Source organism: Thiomicrospira sp. (assembly GCF_036568485.1).
Classification (GTDB): domain Bacteria; phylum Pseudomonadota; class Gammaproteobacteria; order Thiomicrospirales; family Thiomicrospiraceae; genus Thiomicrospira.
The window spans coordinates 1-18,418 of sequence record NZ_DATCSL010000037.1; the positions used below are offsets into that span (position 1 = coordinate 1).

At 45.6% G+C, this 18,418-nt stretch carries 12 protein-coding genes; 8 read left to right on the top strand and 4 right to left on the bottom strand.

What is annotated here, in order from left to right:
• Positions 1 to 2,304, bottom strand: a 2,304-nt coding sequence (locus VIM91_RS03405) for a diguanylate cyclase (protein WP_331863418.1), incomplete at its 3' end; no start/stop codon positions are given.
• Positions 2,305 to 2,331: 27 nt separating this feature from the next.
• Between VIM91_RS03405 and VIM91_RS03410 the strand changes: the two genes are divergently transcribed.
• On the top strand, positions 2,332 to 2,514 hold the full coding sequence (locus tag VIM91_RS03410; RefSeq protein ID WP_331863419.1) for a hypothetical protein: 183 nt from the start codon (positions 2,332 to 2,334) through the stop codon (positions 2,512 to 2,514).
• Between the two features lie 93 nt (positions 2,515 to 2,607).
• On the opposite strand, the gene VIM91_RS03415 is transcribed toward VIM91_RS03410, so the two are convergent.
• Positions 2,608 to 4,200 carry an ABC-F family ATPase gene (locus VIM91_RS03415; protein WP_331863420.1) on the bottom strand — a complete coding sequence of 531 codons (1,593 nt, stop codon included), beginning with the start codon at positions 4,198 to 4,200 and terminating at the stop codon, positions 2,608 to 2,610.
• Between the two features lie 165 nt (positions 4,201 to 4,365).
• Here VIM91_RS03415 and VIM91_RS03420 point away from each other — a divergent pair, with 165 nt between their 5' ends.
• Positions 4,366 to 6,402 (top strand): M3 family metallopeptidase, encoded by a 2,037-nt coding sequence (locus VIM91_RS03420; protein ID WP_331863421.1) that lies wholly within the window; start codon positions 4,366 to 4,368, stop codon positions 6,400 to 6,402.
• Positions 6,403 to 6,483: 81 nt separating this feature from the next.
• Here VIM91_RS03420 and traF read toward each other — a convergent pair whose 3' ends face one another.
• Positions 6,484 to 7,767 (bottom strand): conjugal transfer protein TraF, encoded by a 1,284-nt coding sequence (gene traF, locus VIM91_RS03425; RefSeq protein WP_331863422.1) that lies wholly within the window; start codon positions 7,765 to 7,767, stop codon positions 6,484 to 6,486.
• Between the two features lie 241 nt (positions 7,768 to 8,008).
• Between traF and greB the strand changes: the two genes are divergently transcribed.
• The 5 genes from greB (at position 8,009) to VIM91_RS03450 (ending at position 14,181) form a co-directional block, all read left to right on the top strand.
• The gene (greB, locus tag VIM91_RS03430) at positions 8,009 to 8,491 is read left to right on the top strand and encodes a transcription elongation factor GreB (protein ID WP_331863423.1); all 483 of its coding nucleotides are present in this window, start codon (positions 8,009 to 8,011) and stop codon (positions 8,489 to 8,491) included.
• Between the two features lie 26 nt (positions 8,492 to 8,517).
• Positions 8,518 to 9,816, top strand: a complete 1,299-nt coding sequence (locus VIM91_RS03435) for an MFS transporter (RefSeq protein WP_331863424.1) — start codon at positions 8,518 to 8,520, stop codon at positions 9,814 to 9,816.
• A gap of 34 nt (positions 9,817 to 9,850) precedes the next feature.
• Positions 9,851 to 11,995 carry an AMP-binding protein gene (locus VIM91_RS03440; RefSeq protein ID WP_331863425.1) on the top strand — a complete coding sequence of 715 codons (2,145 nt, stop codon included), beginning with the start codon at positions 9,851 to 9,853 and terminating at the stop codon, positions 11,993 to 11,995.
• A 38-nt stretch (positions 11,996 to 12,033) separates the two neighbouring features.
• Positions 12,034 to 13,830 carry a Na/Pi symporter gene (locus VIM91_RS03445; RefSeq protein ID WP_331863426.1) on the top strand — a complete coding sequence of 599 codons (1,797 nt, stop codon included), beginning with the start codon at positions 12,034 to 12,036 and terminating at the stop codon, positions 13,828 to 13,830.
• A gap of 66 nt (positions 13,831 to 13,896) precedes the next feature.
• The gene (locus VIM91_RS03450) at positions 13,897 to 14,181 is read left to right on the top strand and encodes a hypothetical protein (protein ID WP_331863427.1); all 285 of its coding nucleotides are present in this window, start codon (positions 13,897 to 13,899) and stop codon (positions 14,179 to 14,181) included.
• 18 nt (positions 14,182 to 14,199) lie between these two features.
• Here VIM91_RS03450 and VIM91_RS03455 read toward each other — a convergent pair whose 3' ends face one another.
• Positions 14,200 to 15,885: a BCCT family transporter gene (locus tag VIM91_RS03455; RefSeq protein ID WP_331863428.1), complete on the bottom strand. Its 1,686-nt coding sequence runs from the start codon at positions 15,883 to 15,885 to the stop codon at positions 14,200 to 14,202.
• A gap of 206 nt (positions 15,886 to 16,091) precedes the next feature.
• Here VIM91_RS03455 and VIM91_RS03460 point away from each other — a divergent pair.
• Positions 16,092 to 18,418: bifunctional diguanylate cyclase/phosphodiesterase (locus tag VIM91_RS03460; RefSeq protein WP_331863429.1), on the top strand; the 2,327-nt coding region annotated here is incomplete at its 3' end.

Below are 18,418 nucleotides of genomic sequence, written 5' to 3' on the forward strand. Positions count from 1 at the left end.
CGAACCAAAATCATCAATCGCAAAGCGGAAGCCTTCAAACTTAAGATCACGCACAAATTTTTCCAGCAAACTGATGTTGCGCACGGTTTCGCGCTCGGTTAGTTCAAACACCACGCAGTTTGGTGAAATCTCAAACTCTTGCGCTAGGGTTTTAACTTGATTAATAAATTCATTCAGAATCATCGCCTTGGGCGATAAGTTGATAAACAGCAAACCTTTATAGTTAGTATCGCGCATTTTCTTAAAGGCTTGTTTGATCAAAATATAATCGAGTTTATGCACAATCCCCATGTTTTCAGCGACGTCAATAAATTCATTCGCGGTCACCAAGCGTCCCTTGTGGCGAATGCGCATAAGCAACTCATGCACGCCCACTTCAGGTTGATCGTTTGCAAGGCTTAAAATGGGTTGAAAATGGGCTTCGATCGACGATTCGTTTGCGAGCACATCTAACAAGAACGAGGTTTTTTCAGTATTGCGGTGATACAAGTCATGCAGTTCATCATCGGTTGGAATCGAAATTTGATCTTTACCGGTATGCTTGCTTTTGTACATCATATTGTCGGCCACCACAAACAGCTCTTTGGTTGAGTCGGCATGTTCTGGATAACTCGCCAAACCAATTGAGCAGGCCACATGCACGCGTTGATTGTTGTAGGCAGTTTCTTCTATTTTATGGATCTGGTCCAGCACGCGTTGCGCCACATCATAAGCTTGGTTTAGGTTGGTTTCTGGCAGTAATACAACAAACTCGTCACCACCATAACGCCCAAATACATCACCGGGGCGTAAAATATCGTGCACCTGGGTCGCAAAAGTCTGCAGCATGACATCGCCAAACGCATGGCCAAATCGATCGTTAATGTTTTTAAAGTTATCAAAGTCCAGCACCATTAACGAAAAATCGTAATGTTTTCGATTGGCGCGGCCTTGTTCGTATTCAAGCATTTCGTTAAATACGCGCTGATTAAACAGGTTGGTGAGCGGATCGCGGGTGGCGTAATATTCCAAGTCGTGGGTGTATTTGTTAATCGCTTTGATCGATCCCACCACGTTAATCAAGGTGGTCAAAATACTTTCAATTACCATCGCACGGGTTAGGTCTTGGCCGACTAAGGATTGCACGCCAATCCCTACTACGCCGCCAATTTTAGGTGTGTCGAGCATTAAACTTTTGGTTTGCAATTCAATTTTGAGCGTGTTTTCGCGCAACGAACGGCTTTCATCGGCAATCGAGTGATGAATATCAATGGTCGGGTCGTGGCGCAGAATCGGGTGGTTTTTGATTTGATCACAGGCCGACTCTTCAAACATTTTTTTCATTGAGTCGGTGGGCACCCCCGCCCAAAATATTTCCATTGCAAAACGTTCTTCGTCATCGGTACGGAATACGACAAATAAGGCGTACATCGGCAGAATTTTGGTCATCTCAATAATCAGATGATTAATGTGCTCCTTCCAATCCTTTACCACTTCGGAGGTAATAATAAATTTATCTAACAATTGAATTTCAAACTCCAAAATATCGCGGTCTACCGCCACAGTTTGTAGTTTTTCAGCGAGGCTTTGAAACTGTTCACCGAGTTGTTGGAATTCGCTGTACTCCGAAAAAAGCGCATTCGGCTCAATGTCTTTCAGGTCACGAACCTTTTGGATACGTTGTACTTGATTGTTGAGCGTCGAAATGGCTTTATTTAAAACCGAAGTCAGTTTTAAGCCAATGAAATAGGCCATGATTAAAGGTAAGGGCAATAGCATTAAGAAAAACCAGAAAAACTGAGTTTTAGCTTCGGTAATTTCGGAGCCCAAATCTTGTGAGATATGCATGATCCCTAGCACTTCGCCTTCTTGTGCATTGGCGTGACAGCTTAAACAGCGCGCTTCAGCTTGTAATGGCAATAAGCTTAAACGTACATCGCCTTTGGCATGCACCGCGGCTTCGCCAGTTCGAAACACGGGACTAATCCATTGTTTAACGTCTGGACTCATATCTTGTTTGAGTTCGCCATATAAGCTCGACACCAGTTCACTGCGGTAAATGTCGATTTCAATATCCGAGCGTTGATAAGCTTGCTGGGTTTCTTCTAGAAACTGATTGAGTTGATCGCGGCTCCAGCCCTGGCTCATGACCTCGTACATTTTGTCGAAGGTGAGTTGCGATAAAGTAATCGCCCCTTTTTGTGCGTTTTGTGTGAGTACACGCTCAAAGATATTTGAGGCCACAATATAGGAGAGCGCAAACAAGGCAAGCGAGGCGACCAACGCGCCCATTAAAATCAGTTTTTTAATGCTAGTGGGTTTCATTAGATGCGTTTCAAATTCGAATAAGATGTGCAGTATAGACAAGCAAAACCCGGTCTGCTAATAAAAAACCGTTATAACCCAATGCAGATGTATAAAAAGTTGATGCGAAATAATTTTAGATCACCAGGCCTGGTGGTCAATAAGTTGAAGGCTTTCAAGAGCTTGACGAGTCAGAATAATTACGAACTTGAAATTTTGTCAGGTGAGTAAGTGCTAAAAACAAAGTAAAAATAATTATAAAATTAAATTTTCAGGGCAGGTTTGGCGCAAAAATCCGACACATTTCGCGCCGGATTGAGCGTTTTAGATGAAACCTTTATGGCTTAAATAGGCATCATAGTTGTCGTTAAAGTCTTCAATACCTTCTGCTGACATTACCCACAAACGTTGCGCGAGTGAGGATACAAATTCACGGTCATGGCTGACCACAATGACGGTGCCGGGATAATCCACCAAAGCTTGGTTTAAGGATTCTATCGATTCCATATCCATATGGTTGGTGGGTTCATCCATTAACAAGACGTTGGGTTTTTCGAGCATTAATTTACCAAACATCATGCGACCCTTTTCACCGCCCGATAACACCTTGACGGATTTATCGATGTCTTTTTGCGAAAACAATAGACGCCCTAAAATCGCGCGAATCGCTTGTTCGTCATCGGTGGGTTGTTTCCACTGGCTCATCCAATCAAATAGAGTCATATCAAGCGCAAATTCGTGGGCGTGATCCTGTGCGTAATAGCCAATGCTGGCATTTTCCGCCCATTTCACCTTGCCTGAATCAAGTTCGATATCGCCCACTAAAGCACGTAATAGCGTGGTTTTACCAATGCCGTTTGGGCCGATAATCGCGATTTTTTCCCCGGCTTCGACCATGCCACTGAAACGGTTTAACACCGGTGTGGTATCAAAGGTTTTGCTGATGTTGTCGCATTCGACCGCCAAACGGAACAGCTTTTTGTCCTGCTCAAAACGAATAAACGGGTTCATACGGCTAGAGGGTTTGACTTCTGCCAGTTCAATTTTGTCGATTTGTTTGGCACGCGAAGTGGCTTGTTTAGCTTTCGATGCGTTGGCCGAGAAACGGCTGACAAAGGTTTTAAGCTCGGCAATTTGGGCTTTTTTCTTCGCATTGTCGGCTAAGAGTTGCTCGCGTGCTTGGGTTGAGGCCATCATATAGTCGTCATAATTGCCCGGATAAACGCGCAGTTCGCCATAATCTAAATCGGCCATGTGGGTACACACGCTGTTTAAAAAGTGGCGGTCGTGCGAAATAATAACCATGGTGCTGTTGCGTGAGTTTAAAATGTTTTCCAACCAACGAATCGTGTTGATATCCAAGTTGTTGGTGGGTTCGTCTAATAACAAAATATCTGGATTAGAGAATAAAGCTTGCGCTAATAACACGCGTAGTTTCCAGCCGGGGGCGACTTCCGACATAGGGCCGTAATGCATCTCTACTGGAATCTCTAACCCTAACAACAATTCACCTGCACGGGCATCGGCGGTGTAGCCGTCCATCTCACCGAACTCGACTTCGAGCTCGGCGACTTTTAGGCCGTCTTCTTCTGACATTTCCGCCAAGCTATAAATGCGATCACGCTCTTTTTTTACTTCCCAAAGTTCGCTGTGGCCCATGATCACGGTATCAATCACGCTAAAGCTTTCGTAAGCAAATTGATCCTGACGCAACTTACCCAAACGTTCGTTGGGATCGAGCATCACTTGACCCGCGCTAGGCTCCAAATCGCCGCCTAAAATCTTCATAAAGGTGGACTTACCGCAGCCATTTGCGCCAATTAAGCCATAGCGGTTACCGCCGCCAAATTTAATCGAGATGTTTTCAAATAGCGGCTTTTCGCCGAATTGCATGGTGATATTCGCGGTAGAGATCAAAGCATTATTTCCTGTTAAATCAAAGGTGAGCGCGCATTCTACTCGTTTTAACAGCAGAGTGCGAATTTACCTCTTATTTCAGTCAAGTACCAGGCCTGGTGGTTCAGGCGACATGCGTTATAATCTTGTGCAATGAATGTGGATCTAAAGAATAAAAGGAATCTTATGCAAACCAGTCGCCTAGTGGATGTGTTACCCGATTTTAACGCCCTAAAAGCCGATCAAATCGAAGCCAAAGTCGATCAGCTATTGGCTGACAGTCGTCAACAATTGGCGCAAATTGTTGCCTGTGATGAAGCCCCCAGTTGGCAAAATCTGCTTGAGCCCATGGAGCAAGTTGAGCATGGTTTTGAATCCATTTGGGAGCCGATTGGGCATTTGGACTCGGTGCGCAATGCCGATGATTGGCACGCGGCCTACGATGCATGTTTGCAAAAAGTTACCGAATACCATACCGAAGTTGGCCAAAACCAAGCGCTGTTTGCGCGTTTTGAAGCGCTGGCGAAAAGTTCCGCTTATGCAAACTTAAATATTGCGCAGAAAAAAGTGGTGGATAATGCGTTGCGTGATTTTCGTTTGTCCGGCATCGCGCTTGCGCCCGCGCAACAAGCGGAATATAAACAAATCAGCCAGCGTTTATCCCAGCTTTCTAGCCAATTTGGCAACCAGGTTTTAAAAGCCACCCAGGCCTGGTCAAAACACATCATCGATGCAAATGAGTTAGCCGGTTTGCCTGAATCGGCGCTGGGTTTATTGCAACAATACGCCCAACAAAAACAGCTCGATGGTTGGCGTGTGACCTTGGATTTTCCCAGTTACTTGGCGGTGATGACTTATGCCGATAATCGCGAATTACGTGAACAGGTTTATCGCGCGTTTTCGACGCGGGCATCCGATCAAGCCGACAATACCGAATTCGATAACAGCGCCAATATCGATGAGATTCGTCAACTCCGTCACCAATTGGCGTTATTGCTGGGCTTTAACAATTATGCCGAGCGTTCATTGGCGACGAAAATGGTGGAATCTACCGATCAAGTGATTGGCTTTTTGCGCGATTTAGCACGCCAAGCCAAGCCTCAAGCCCAGCAAGACTTAACCCATTTGCGTGAATATGCTAACAGCCAATTAGGTTTAACCGACTTGCAACCTTGGGACATAACTTATGTCAGCGACAAACTCAAACAACAGCGTTTAAGCCTGTCACAAGAGGTGTTAAAACCTTATTTTCCGGTCGAACAAACTTTAGGCGGTTTGTTTAAAATCGTCGAACGCCTGTTTGGCGTCAAAGCCCTGCAAGTGAGTGGGGCCTCGGTTTGGCATGAGGATGTGCGTTTTTATGAATTAAGAAATGAGCAAGACGAATTGGTCGCCGGGTTTTATTTAGATTTGTATGCACGAGAAAACAAACGTGGCGGGGCTTGGATGGACACGGTACAAACGCGCTGGCGTCACCCGAGTGGCCAATTACAAGTGCCGGTCGCGCATTTAATTTGCAACTTTACGCCACCGATTGGCTCAAAACCCGCTTGTTTAACCCATGATGAAGTCACGACCTTATTCCACGAATTTGGTCACGGTTTGCATCATATGTTGACTGAAATGGAGCATATGGACATTTCCGGTATTAACGGTGTGCCTTGGGATGCCGTCGAATTACCGTCGCAATTTATGGAAAACTTTTGTTGGGAGCGTGAAGGTTTGGATTTAATCTCCGGCCATGTCGATAGCGGCGAGCCGTTACCGGATGATTTATTTGAATCGCTCAAACAAAGTCGCCATTTCCAATCCGCGATGATGATGGTGCGTCAGTTAGAGTTTTCCTTATTCGACTTTTTACTGCATGCCGAATACAACCCGCAAGCCGTTGAGCCGGTGCAAGCGGTGATTCAGCGTGTACGTGACGAAGTTTCGGTGATTCAACCGCCGAGCTACAATCGGTTTGCGAATAGCTTTAGCCATATTTTTGCTGGCGGTTATGCAGCGGGTTACTTTAGCTACAAATGGGCGGAAGTCTTATCAGCGGATGCGTTTAGTTTGTTTGAAGAACAAGGCATTTTAGATGTGGATACCGGGCGCAAATTTAAAAACACCATTTTAGCCGCCGGTGGTTCGGTTGATCCGATGGTGTTATTCAAAGCCTTCCGCGGACGAGAACCCGATATTGCCGCCTTGTTAAGACATTCGGGCATTGCGGCTTAATTAATAACCCACCAGGCCTGGTGGGTTGGCCATAAAAAAACCCGCCGAAGCGGGTTTTTGTTTTTAACCTTCACGTTAAATTTAGAAGGTTAATTCAACTGAAACGTTAGCGGCGATTGAGTTGTCTACATCTTCGCCAAAGTCGAACGAGTTTGCCGCGACGTCGACGCTGACTGGGCCGATGGTTAAACCACCGTGAATACGTGACATTTCATTACCAGCCGACTCATTGGTGTAACCCGCACGCAAGTCAGGCAAGAACCAACGGTTTGAAGCATAAGAAACGGCGACACCGGCCTTTTTGGTTTCTAAACCAGTGATGTCCATGGTTTTGGTTAAGTCATAAAAACCAGCCAAGGTCCAACGACGGTTTTTAGAGTAGGTTGCGGCTTCTAAACGTGCTTTGGGTTCAAAGGTAATTTCGTCTTCTAAGTAGCCCGCGGTTGCAAACGCTTGAGTATCCGCATCCGCCATATTGTATTTAAAGCTAGGTGAGTTGATATTTTCTAAGCTCAAACCCAATAAATAGTTTTTCGCGATGTACTGCAAACCTAGGTCCACGCCAAACTGAGATTCAGTGTTTTCAAAGGTAGTGACTTCATCTAAACCATCGCTTACGCGATCTTCGAATTCCCCGTTCTGATTGTCTAAGAAGCTATCAAACTCTAAACCATAATGGTTAAATTGACCCGACATGGCTTTTAAACGGATGCCCGCATTCACCTGACCATTTTGTGGCTTAAAGAAACGATTTAAATCGGCTGAATAAGCCAACGAAACTTCGGCCAATTGGAAAGCACTAAATAACATTGCACTTTCAGAGTTTAAGTTATATGTGAAATCACTTGGTCCAACAGGTGTAACAGTTACATCTGCATCACCAGTGCGTAAAAATTTTGCATTGGTGCCGGTTGTAACTGAAGCGGCCAACATAAAACCGCCGTTATTGGTGGTTTGTACGACCAAAGGTACCGAACCGCTGGCTTTTAAATTGATATTTAAGTTTTCATTGCTTTGAAAGAAGGTATTTAAGGCTTCTTCAATATCAGCCTCAGCTGCAGCAACATCTCCAGCGAAATTAGCTTCAATCTCAGCAATACGTGCATCCAACGTATCAAAGTTATCACCCACGCCGTCGACTTCTTTATATTCCGCATCAATCCCCACGCTCGCGCCTAAGCCGATTTCGCGGTTGGTGTCGTCGCCGCCTAAAAAGGCTGGGTTTTTAAAGTTGGCGAAAATCGTGTGGTTGTTACCGGCATCACCATAACCCAGCACCGAACCTTGGTTATGAAAGGTGGTCGCCATCGCACTGCTGGATAAAGCACCGGTTACCGCCAAAGCAAGAAGTTTACGTTTCATCATGTATTTCCTCATTTAATCAATCTTTTATGGCTGAGCCAGCAGGCCTGGTGGGTTAACCGATTAAGTAAAACCACCAGGCCTGCTTCTAGCGTGTTAAGTGAATTAAATCATAAATTACTTAAAATTTGCTTATTTTTTAACAAGTTTTGTAAGGTCTTTGCGGAGGAGAGACTGTAATTTTGCTTCCTTTCTATTGGGGGCTTTACTAGACTAAGCGCATCAAACCTGTAAAAGGATCGCTATGAGTTACATTACGCCGGAAGGTTATCAACGCTTAAGTTCGGAAATGGTGTTTTTGTGGAAAAAGAAACGCCCAGAAATTGTGCGCGCGCTGGCGGATGCCGCCGCAGAAGGTGATCGTTCGGAGAATGCGGAGTATATATACCGTAAGAAAGAGTTACGCGAAACCGATCGACGTTTGCGTTATTTGGAGCGCCATTTAAAAGACATTAAAGTAGTGCGTGATCGACCCGCTGATCTGTCAAAAATTTATTTTGGTGCTTGGGTGACCTTGGAAGACGAAGAGGGCGAGCTGCATACTTATCGCATTGTGGGCGGGCTGGAAGCGGGGCATACCGCTGGCGATATTTCGCTATTTTCGCCAGTGGCCAAAGCCCTGCTGGGTAAATCGGTGGAAGATGAGGTGACAGTGGAATTACCAGAAAATAAACGGGCTATATATTATGTGGTTTCGATCAGTTATGAGCCACTCACCAAAGCTTAGGGCTTGTTAGTTATAAGGATTCAGTGATGACGCATATTGTTAACTTAATTCGTCAGCGACAATTTTTCGCTTTGTTTGTGGTGCAGTTTTTGGGGGCGTTTAACGATAACCTGTTTAAAAACGCCTTGGTGATTTTGATTACCTATCGCTTAATGAAAAACTCGGATTCCGCCTTAACCATTACCTTGGCGGCCGGCTTGTTTATTCTGCCGTTTTTCTTGTTTTCGCCTTGGGGCGGACAGTTGGCGGATCGTTGGGATAAGGTGTGGTTAATGCGCAAAATCAAACTCGCCGAAGTTTTGATTATGTTACTAGGTTCGCTGGCTTTATTTAGTGGCGATATTGGTTTTATGTTGGCGGTATTGTTTTTATTGGGTGTGCAGTCGGCATTTTTTGGGCCAATTAAATATTCGATTTTGCCCGAGCAGGTGGTTTCAAATCAGTTAATGCAAGCCAATGCTTGGTTTAGTGGTTCGACTTTTGCCGCAATTTTGCTCGGCACCTTATTAGGTGGGTTTTTAATATTAGGTGAGCAGGGTTTGATTTGGGTGAGCAGCTTAATGATTAGTTTTGCTTTAATAGGTTATGCCGCTAGTCGCCAAGTGGATTTAAATCCACATCCGTTAAGCGATAATGTAAACCACCACACCCCGCAAGGGGGTATAAAGGCTTGGTGGTCGCCTTATAAAGAGGTGTTTAAGGGCTTTGCGGATGGGCGTGGTTTTATTGTAGTGTCGATTTCGTTTTTCTGGTTTATTGGTGCCTCCTTGCTCAGCCAGTTTCCGGTTTGGGTGAAAGACTATCTTTACGCCGATGAACAGGTCGCGGTGCTGTTTATGGCGTTATTTGCTTTTGGGTTTGGTTTGGGTGCCTGGATTATTAACTGGCATTTGCGGGGTCGTACTCAGTTGCGTTACCAACCTTATTTATTGGCTTTAATGGCATTGGCTTTGGCGGATGCGTTATGGGCGACCAGCGGGGTGAGTGTGCCTGAGCAGTTACTCAACTGGCGCGAATATCTTAGCCAATGGCCGGGTAATCGGGTGGTGTTTGACTTGTTATGGCTGGCCATTTTAGGCGGCGCTTATTGCGTGCCTTTGTATACCCAGCTACAGCGTCAGGTACCAGACAATCAACGCGCTCGCGCGTTTGCACTCAATAATGTGATGAATGCCTTGTTTATGGTGCTGTCGGCCTTGGCGATTATGGCGGGTTATATGTTGGGCGGCGATTGGTTGCAACTGGGTGCGGGCTTAATTGTGATTATGTTAGGGTTTGCCTTTTGGGAAAAGCGCTGGCGACAGCGTATTAATTTGCTAGGCTAAGCCCAATCTATTCAAGATAAAAAAAGGCAGGTTTATGAAGTGGATTTTTAAATGGCTGTTTAAACTTTTGTATCGGGTTGAGGTGCGCGGTTTGGCGCATTATGATGCGGTGGATCAAGCTCGCCAGCCGTTGTTAATTGTCGCCAACCATCAATCCCTGTTAGATGGCCCATTGATCGACTTATTTATTCCAGGTCGTACCCACTTTATGATTCATGCCAGCCACACCGGCGGTTGGAAACGTTGGATTTTAAAAATGGCGGACTTTATTGAAGTTGATATGCAAAGCCCGCTCGCCGCTAAACATATGATTCAGGCGCTTAAAGCCGGTAAACAAGGCATGATTTTCCCTGAAGGTCGCATTAGCACCACCGGTGGTTTAATGAAGGTTTATGAAGGCACCGCCTTGGTGGCCAGTAAAACCAACGCCGCGATTTTACCGGTGCAGATTGAAGGCGCGCAATACAGTAAACAATCCTATTTAGATGGCCGAGTCCGCTGGACTTGGCGGCGTTGGTTTCCCAAAATTCGCATCACGATTTTACCTGCACAGAGTTTATCCGTTCCCAGTGAGCTTAAGGCACACCAACGTCATGCCTTATTAAAACAAACTCTGTATAAAATTATGCGAGATGCACAGTTTAGCGCGTCTTATCAGCCTAAAAGTCTGTGGCAAGCTTTGTTAGAGGCGCAAAAAACCTATCCGAAAACCCATTATTCCGTTGCCGATGCGCAGGGCAATCAATTAAGTTTAAGTAAGTTGGTGTTAGCCGGACGAGTGCTTGGCTTCGCTTTGTCTGAAGCTTACGAGCAACAAAAGCACATTGGCGTATTGTTACCCAATGTGGCGGGGATGGCGGCGACCTTTTTTGCCTTGCAGGCTTATGGCAAAGTGCCCGCCCTGTTGAATTTTAGCGCAGGCGAACAGGCGTTAAAATCGGCTTGTAAAACCGCGCAATTGCAAACAGTATTAACCTCGCGCAAATTTATTGAGCTGGCGGGTCTAGAAGATTTAGCCGAGTCTTTGGCCGAACAAGTTGAACTGGTGTATTTAGAGGACATTCGCGAGCAGATTGGACTGGGCACTAAATTACGTGCCCTAATGCGCTCTAAACATAGACTACCAGGCCTGGTGGATGCACATAAACCCGCAGTGATTTTATTTACTTCGGGTTCAGAAGGCGCGCCCAAAGCGGTGGTGTTATCGCATAACAACTTGATAAGTAATGTAGAACAAATCAGTGCGATGTTTGCTTTATTACCAAACGATGGCGTATTTAATGCCTTGCCGACTTTTCATAGTTTTGGTTTAACGGCTGGTTTGTTATGGCCCTTGTTAAAAGGCGCACGGGTTGAATTACATCCGTCGCCATTACATTACCATGTGATTCCCGAGCGAATTTATCAGACCAATGCACGTTTGTTTTTTGCTACCGATACCTTTTATAACGGTTATGCGCGTCAAGCCGATGCGTATGATTTTTACAGTATTGATGCCTTAGTTGCGGGGGCAGAAAAACTCAAACCAGATACACGCCGTTTGTATGCCGATCAATTTCATAAACCGATTTTTGAAGGTTATGGGGTGACGGAAACGTCACCTGTGTTGGCGGTCAATATTCCGCAAATGTGCCAGCATGGCAGTGTTGGCCAGTTTGTGCCAGGGGTCGAATATCGTTTAGAGCCCATACCAGGCCTGGTGGAAGGTCAGCGTTTATGGGTGAAAGGTCCAAACATTATGCTGGGCTATTTTATGGCCGATAATCCGGGCGTGTTGGTACCGCCTACCGATGGTTGGCATGATACCGGTGATATTGTGCAAATAGATGAACGCGGGTTTGTGTATATTCTAGGGCGCGCCAAACGTTTCGCCAAAATTGGTGGCGAAATGGTGTCTTTAGCGGCGGTTGAAAGTGCGATTGCGCCTTATTGTCATCAAGGACAAGCGGTTACGGTGCGTTTGCCTGACCCGCACAAGGGCGAGCGTTTGGCTCTGGTGACCGATGAAGCCGAACTCAGCAAACAACAAGTGATGCAAGCAATACGCGAAGCCGGCTTAAGTGAGCTGGCGATGCCAAAAAGTATTTTGGTGGTGGATCATATTCCATTACTTGGAACGGGTAAAATTGACTATCCAGCGGTCGATCGTTTAGCCCAAGCCTTGGTATCGAATGCCTGATACGCTGGTTTTTTGACGTCTTTTATTGAGAACACACCATGCTAAAACGTTTTTTGTTTCCAGTTATTTTGCTTTTGTTGGCTTATGGCTTTTGGTTAAGTCCAGACTTTAAAGAAATCGCGGCTGGGATTGCGCTGTTTTTGTTTGGCATGGTGTGTTTAGAAGAAGGCTTTAAAGCCTTTACTGGCGGCACACTGGAAAGTTTGTTGCGCTTATCAACCAGCCAGTCGTGGAAAAGTGTGACGTTTGGCATGACCGCGACCACCTTGATGCAGTCAAGTTCGTTAGTATCGCTGATTACAATCTCGTTTGTGAGCGCCGAAATGATCACCTTGGCGGCGGGTATCGGCATTATTATGGGCGCCAATATTGGCACCACCACCGGCGCGTGGCTGATTGCCGGCTTTGGTCTAAAGGTGGATATTGGTGCTTATGCCATGCCGGCGATTGTGTTTGGTGTGATTCTATTCATGCAAAAACATAAAACCCTGAAAGGCTTAGGTTATGTGTTGTTAGGGATTGGCTTCTTATTCCTCGGTATTCATTACATGAAATCCGGCTTTGAGGTGTTTCAGTCAGGTGTAAACTTAGCGCAATACGCATTACCAGGCCTGGTGGGTGTGTTGTTGTTTACCTTAATTGGCATGGTGGTGACGGTGATTATGCAGTCCAGCCATGCCACCTTGTTAGTGATTATTGCCGCCCTCGCTACCGGTCAAGTGAGTTATGAGAACGCCTTGGCCTTAGCGATTGGTGCAAATTTAGGCACCACCATTACCACTGTAATGGGCGGTCTGGCTGCTAACCTAAGCGGCAAACGTTTAGCCGCCGCTCACGTTGCTTTTAATGTGATTACGGCGCTGGTAGCGATTAGCTTTATTAACCAGTTTATTTGGTTGGTTGATCATATGGCGGCTTGGATGGGCATTAATGATGATAACTATCTATTAAAACTGGCGTTATTCCACACTCTATTTAACTTGTTAGGTGTGATGTTGTTATGGCCTTTCTTATATAAGTTAGAAGCCGCATTGATTCGGTATATCAACTTTGTGCCCAAGGGGTCAGAGCAACCCTTGTATTTGTATCCGGATGCGCTGGAAACCCCTTCAACATCGGTCAGTGCGGTGCGTAAAGAGGTGCAGCATTTGTTTGATAATGCTTATGGGTTATTAGCCCATGGCATTAGTTTACGGCGTGCGGTGATTGACTCCGAAGAACCATTGGTTGATGCGGTTAAATACACGCGCCGTATTATGCCGCTGGATTTGGATGACGCTTATGAAAACAAAATCAAAAGTTTGCATAGTGCGATTGTCGGTTTTATTGGCGAAGCGCAAACTCGCGAACTCACGCGCGAGGCCACCGAAGAACTTTATGTTTTACGTCAAGCCAGTCGCAGTATTGTCGAAGCCACTAAGGCGATGAAGCACATGCATAAAAACTTGTCACGTTATGGTGTGTCGAGTCAATTGGCGGTGCGTGAGCAGTATGACGCCATGCGTTTGCAGGTTGCGAAACTGCTGCGTGAGTTGCGCGATATTTTGAAAAACCCTGAAAATGTCACCTCCTTGTCTTTAGATGCGCTTACACTGGCACAAGAAAAGGCCAGTCAGCAATTAATGGATAACCTGGATGAATTGATTCGTAGTCACCATATTCAAGCCCAAGTTGCGACCTCGGTGATGAACGATGAGGGTTATGTTATGGACATGGCCAATAATTTAATTAAAGCCGCACGAGCCTTGTTGGTGGACCCGGATTTACGCAGTTCGCAAACCCTCGCGCTCGACAGTCAGGAAATAGAATCACTCGCAAAAGCGCAAAACACTTAGGTGCTGGCTAGCGCAAGCTCGTAAGTTTTATCTTGTTTATTTCGCGTCAAACGCAAGGAGACGGCGATGAAACTAAAGAAAATGCTTAAAAAGCTGATGGCTTTTTTTGACGAAGATCTTCAACAACAGCGCAAAGATTTAAAATCTCTGCGCAAAATACTGAAGCAATTAAAGCAAAAAGAACAAGAGCTGATCGCCGAGTTAGACGAGGCGTCTTTAAGCGAAACACGCGAAAATATACAAAATAAGCTTGATGTGGTGCGGGCTCAGCGTGCAAAGGGTAAGCAACATTTACTGAGCCTGCGAGCTGAACGCGAACCAAATAAAGATTCGGCCTGCCCACCTGAGTAATCACGGCTTTTATATGTGTTAGAGCTTTTTCTCGTCAGCCAGGCTGGTTTCGTCGGCATCTGAGCGTGTTTCTAACCTTTCATGGGCGGCTTTGACTTTCTCTAGTGACAGGCTTTCGTCATCCTGGTCGGTTTCAGCAATAATCCAAGGTTCAGCCGGTGACACACTGCGTCCGCCAGTGCGTGCGGCAAACTTCTCTTGTTTCAGAGCTTGTAATAAACTCGCAATCATCGCTAACACAATTATTGAAAATGGCATGGCCGCGGCGATGACCGCCGCTTGCAAAATCGCCAACCCACCTGCAACCAATAATACCGCGGTTAATAACGCCAGAAATACGCCCCACATAAAACGATGCATCACCGGTGGGTTAATATCGCCGCCCGATAAAATGGTATTGATCACCAGGGTGCCAGCATTGGCCGAGGTAATTAAATAAGTGCCAATTAATAACAATAATAGCGCCGACACCCAAGGCGTTAATGCGCCTAACTCCATGCCATTGATCATCACAAATAAGGCGGTGGAAACATTTTCATCCACCGCCTCGATCACGCCGCCTTGACCGAATAATTCCTGATATAACGCGGTACCACCAAACAAACCGATCCATATAATCGTGATACCGGTGGGCACTAACAAAACACCGGCCACAAATTCTCGAAAGCTACGGCCACGAGAGATTCGGGCAATAAACATCCCCACAAAGGGTGACCAGGCTAACCACCAACCCCAGAAAAACACAGTCCAATCGGCTTGCCAACTACTACCGTGGGTGACATTTGTGTGGAAGGTCATGCGAATCAGGTTTTGAATATAATCGCCAGTGGCTTCAAGCGTCAGTCCAATTAAATATTGGGTTGGCCCCCATAACAACATAAAGATGACCGCCATCAAACTTAACCAAAAGTTAAGTTCGGACAATAATCGCACACCGCGATTAACGCCTGATAAAACCGAGAAGGTGGCAATCCCCATAATTACCGCGATAACGGTGAGTTGCAGTTGCAAAGAATCCACCAGACCAAATACCTGATTTAGCCCGGCATTCATTTGTTGGATACCTAAGCCCAAAGTGGTGGCGATACCAAACACGGTGGCAAAAACGGCTAATAAGTCAATCATATCGCCAATCGGGCCACGTACTCGATCGCCTAGCAGTGGATACAAGGTGGAGCGAACCGTCAGTGGTAAATTGTGTCGAAACGCAAAGTAGGCCATCACCAAGGCGACAAATGAGAAAATGGCCCAACCATTAATGCCCCAATGAAAAAACGACAAACGCATTGCGATCACCGCCGCTTCGGGGGTTAAGCCTTGATCCATAAAGGGGTTAATTTGAAACTGCATAATCGGTTGCGCCACCGACCAAAACAAAATGCCGATACCCGTACCGGCGGCAAATAACATACTGATCCAAGAAAAAAAGCTGAACTCGGGTTGTTCGTCATCATTACCTAGCCGGACATTTTTAAAGCGCCCCACGCCCAACCAAATCATAAAAAACAACATAAACGCCACCAACGCAACGTAATACCATTCTAAAAACGGGTTTAAGATATCGCGCAAGCCATAAATCACATGGGCGCTTTGCTGGGTATAAAAGCCAACCAGCCCCAAAGCCAGACCAATCATCACAATGGATGAAATGGTTAAAAGAGGGTTCATGCCTTTGAGCAGACCGGTTCTGGCTTGGTTATACATAAACTTGCCTTTAAATAAGAAGTGAGATGGTTTTTTATCTTAATGGCGGCATAAGTGGCAGGTCAAATTTTTGGTTGCGAGGGCTGGGCTATAATCCATTTTTTTACAATCATTGGACTGTATAATAAATTTAAAATTTTTGGTGTAAATACAGGTGGAGTTTAAATTGCATAGAGGGAGCGAAATGCTGGCGAATGGGAGAAAGCGTGTCGACTAAACGTTTAGCCATTTTAATAGGGTTATTGTTGATCACCGTCTGGGGATTGGGTGTGTATTATTTCACCTATCGTGTCGACGTTGAACAGCGCAATTACACTCAACGCCAAATTGCCGACTTAAATGTGACTTGGCGCGCAGTTCAGCAGTTGCAGCAACGCGGCAAGGACGCCTATTTTCAAACTTATATTATGCAACCGGCGATTCTAGAGCTCTTAAAAAAAGCACAAATTCCAGCCAAACGAGATCAAGCTCGTTCGGCACTTTTTAAACAATTAAAACCGGTTTACGATCAGCTTGCGCAGCAAGGGGTGCATCAATTCCAATTTACTCTACCCAGCAATGTGAGTTTATTGCGTATGCACTCGCCGCTTGAATATGGTGATGATTTAACCAGTTTGCGTGAATCTTTCCGTTTATCTAACACCCATTTAAAGCCAACTTCTGGTTTTGAACTAGGACGGGTTTTACCGGGCTTTCGCAGTATTTATCCGATTATTTATCAAGGTCAGCATCTAGGCTCTGTCGAGTTCAGTAACGCTTTTGAAACCTTGCGCAAAGACATTGCCATGCTGGATAGTTCGCGTGAATATGCGTTAGTGCTCAATTGGCGCGTGCAAGCGGCGGTATTTGAGGGCTACAAATCCTATTATGTGCCGAGTTTATTTAACCAGGCCTGGTTGCAAGAAAATCCAGAGCAAAAGTTACCTAATGCCTCTACCGATTTGACCGATTATGCCCATCAAGCGGGTGAAGCCTTACGCACCGATACGCAAGTGTTGCGCAACATGGAGCTGGGGCAGAGTTTTGCCTTACCCTTTCGTTTAAATGGTCACTATCAGGTGGCAAGCTTTTTGGCGATTAACGATATAGAGGGGCATAACGCGGCTTATTTGGTTGCCTTATCGCCCGCGCCTTTGTTGGACGGATTGAATCAGGATTTGGTGAATAATGTTTCGGTGACCACGATTTTAATTATTCTGTTGGGCTGGACCTTATTTTCCGTGTTACGCAACCGCGAAGAGTTACGCATAGCGGCGACCGCGTTTGATGTGCAAGAAGGCATTACCATCACCAGCCCACAAGGCAAAATTCTTAAAGTGAATAAAGCCTTTTCTCGTCTGACAGGTTATCAACCTCACGAGGTAATAGGGCAAACACCAGCGATTTTAAGTTCGGGGCGTCAAACCAAAGAGTTTTATCAAAAAATGTGGCAAAGCCTCAAGACCAATGGCAGTTGGAAAGGCGAGATTTGGAACCGACGTAAAGATGGCGAACTCTATGCCGAATGGCTCACCATTACCGCGGTATATGATCAAAAAAATCGCGTGACCCATTATGTGGGGGCGTTTTTGGATATTACTCAGCGCAAAGAAGATGAAGAGCAAATTCGAAAACTCGCCTTTTATGATCCACTCACCGAGTTGCCAAACCGCCGATTACTGGTAGAGCGCATTGAACACGCCCAAGCAATCAGTGCGCGTACACGCCATTATGGTGCGCTGTTGTTTATTGATTTGGACAATTTTAAAACCCTCAACGATACCAAGGGTCACGATGTCGGCGATATGCTGTTATTGGAAGTGGCGGCACGCTTGAGTAAACAGTCGCGTGAATCTGACACTATTGCGCGTTTGGGTGGCGATGAATTTGTGATTTTGTATGAAGAGTTAAGCCGAGATGAGCAAAAAGCCTCCTTGGAAATGGAACATCTAGCCGAAGGTATTCGTGATTGTTTAAACAGACCTTATTACTTAAATGGTTATGAACACTTTAGCAGTCCGAGTATTGGGGTGGCTTTATTCCGAGGTCATCAAATCAGTTTGGATGAATTATTAAAAAATGCCGACAGTGCGATGTATCAAGCCAAGCATGCGGGGCGTAATACCATCCGTTTGTTCGACCCTGAGATGCAAGAAGCTTTAGAACATCGCTTAAAGTTAGAAGACGATTTGCGTTATGCGATTGAGCACAAACAGCTTGAACTTTATTATCAGCCGCAACTTAATGAACAAAATCAAATCAGTGGGGCGGAAGTCTTGATTCGTTGGCGTCATCCCCAACAAGGTTTGATTTCGCCGGCACAATTTATTCCGATTGCTGAAGACAGTGGTTTGATTATCGAAATCGGCGACTGGGTATTGGAGCAAACCTGTCGCCGATTAAGTGAATGGAAAAACCAGCCTTCGCTTACGCATTTAACTCTGTCGGCTAATATCAGCGTGCGTCAGTTACGTCAGGCGGATTTTGTAAGCAAGGTTAGTTATTGGTTAGAGCATTTCCAACTTCAACCCGGCCAGCTTAAGCTCGAAATTAC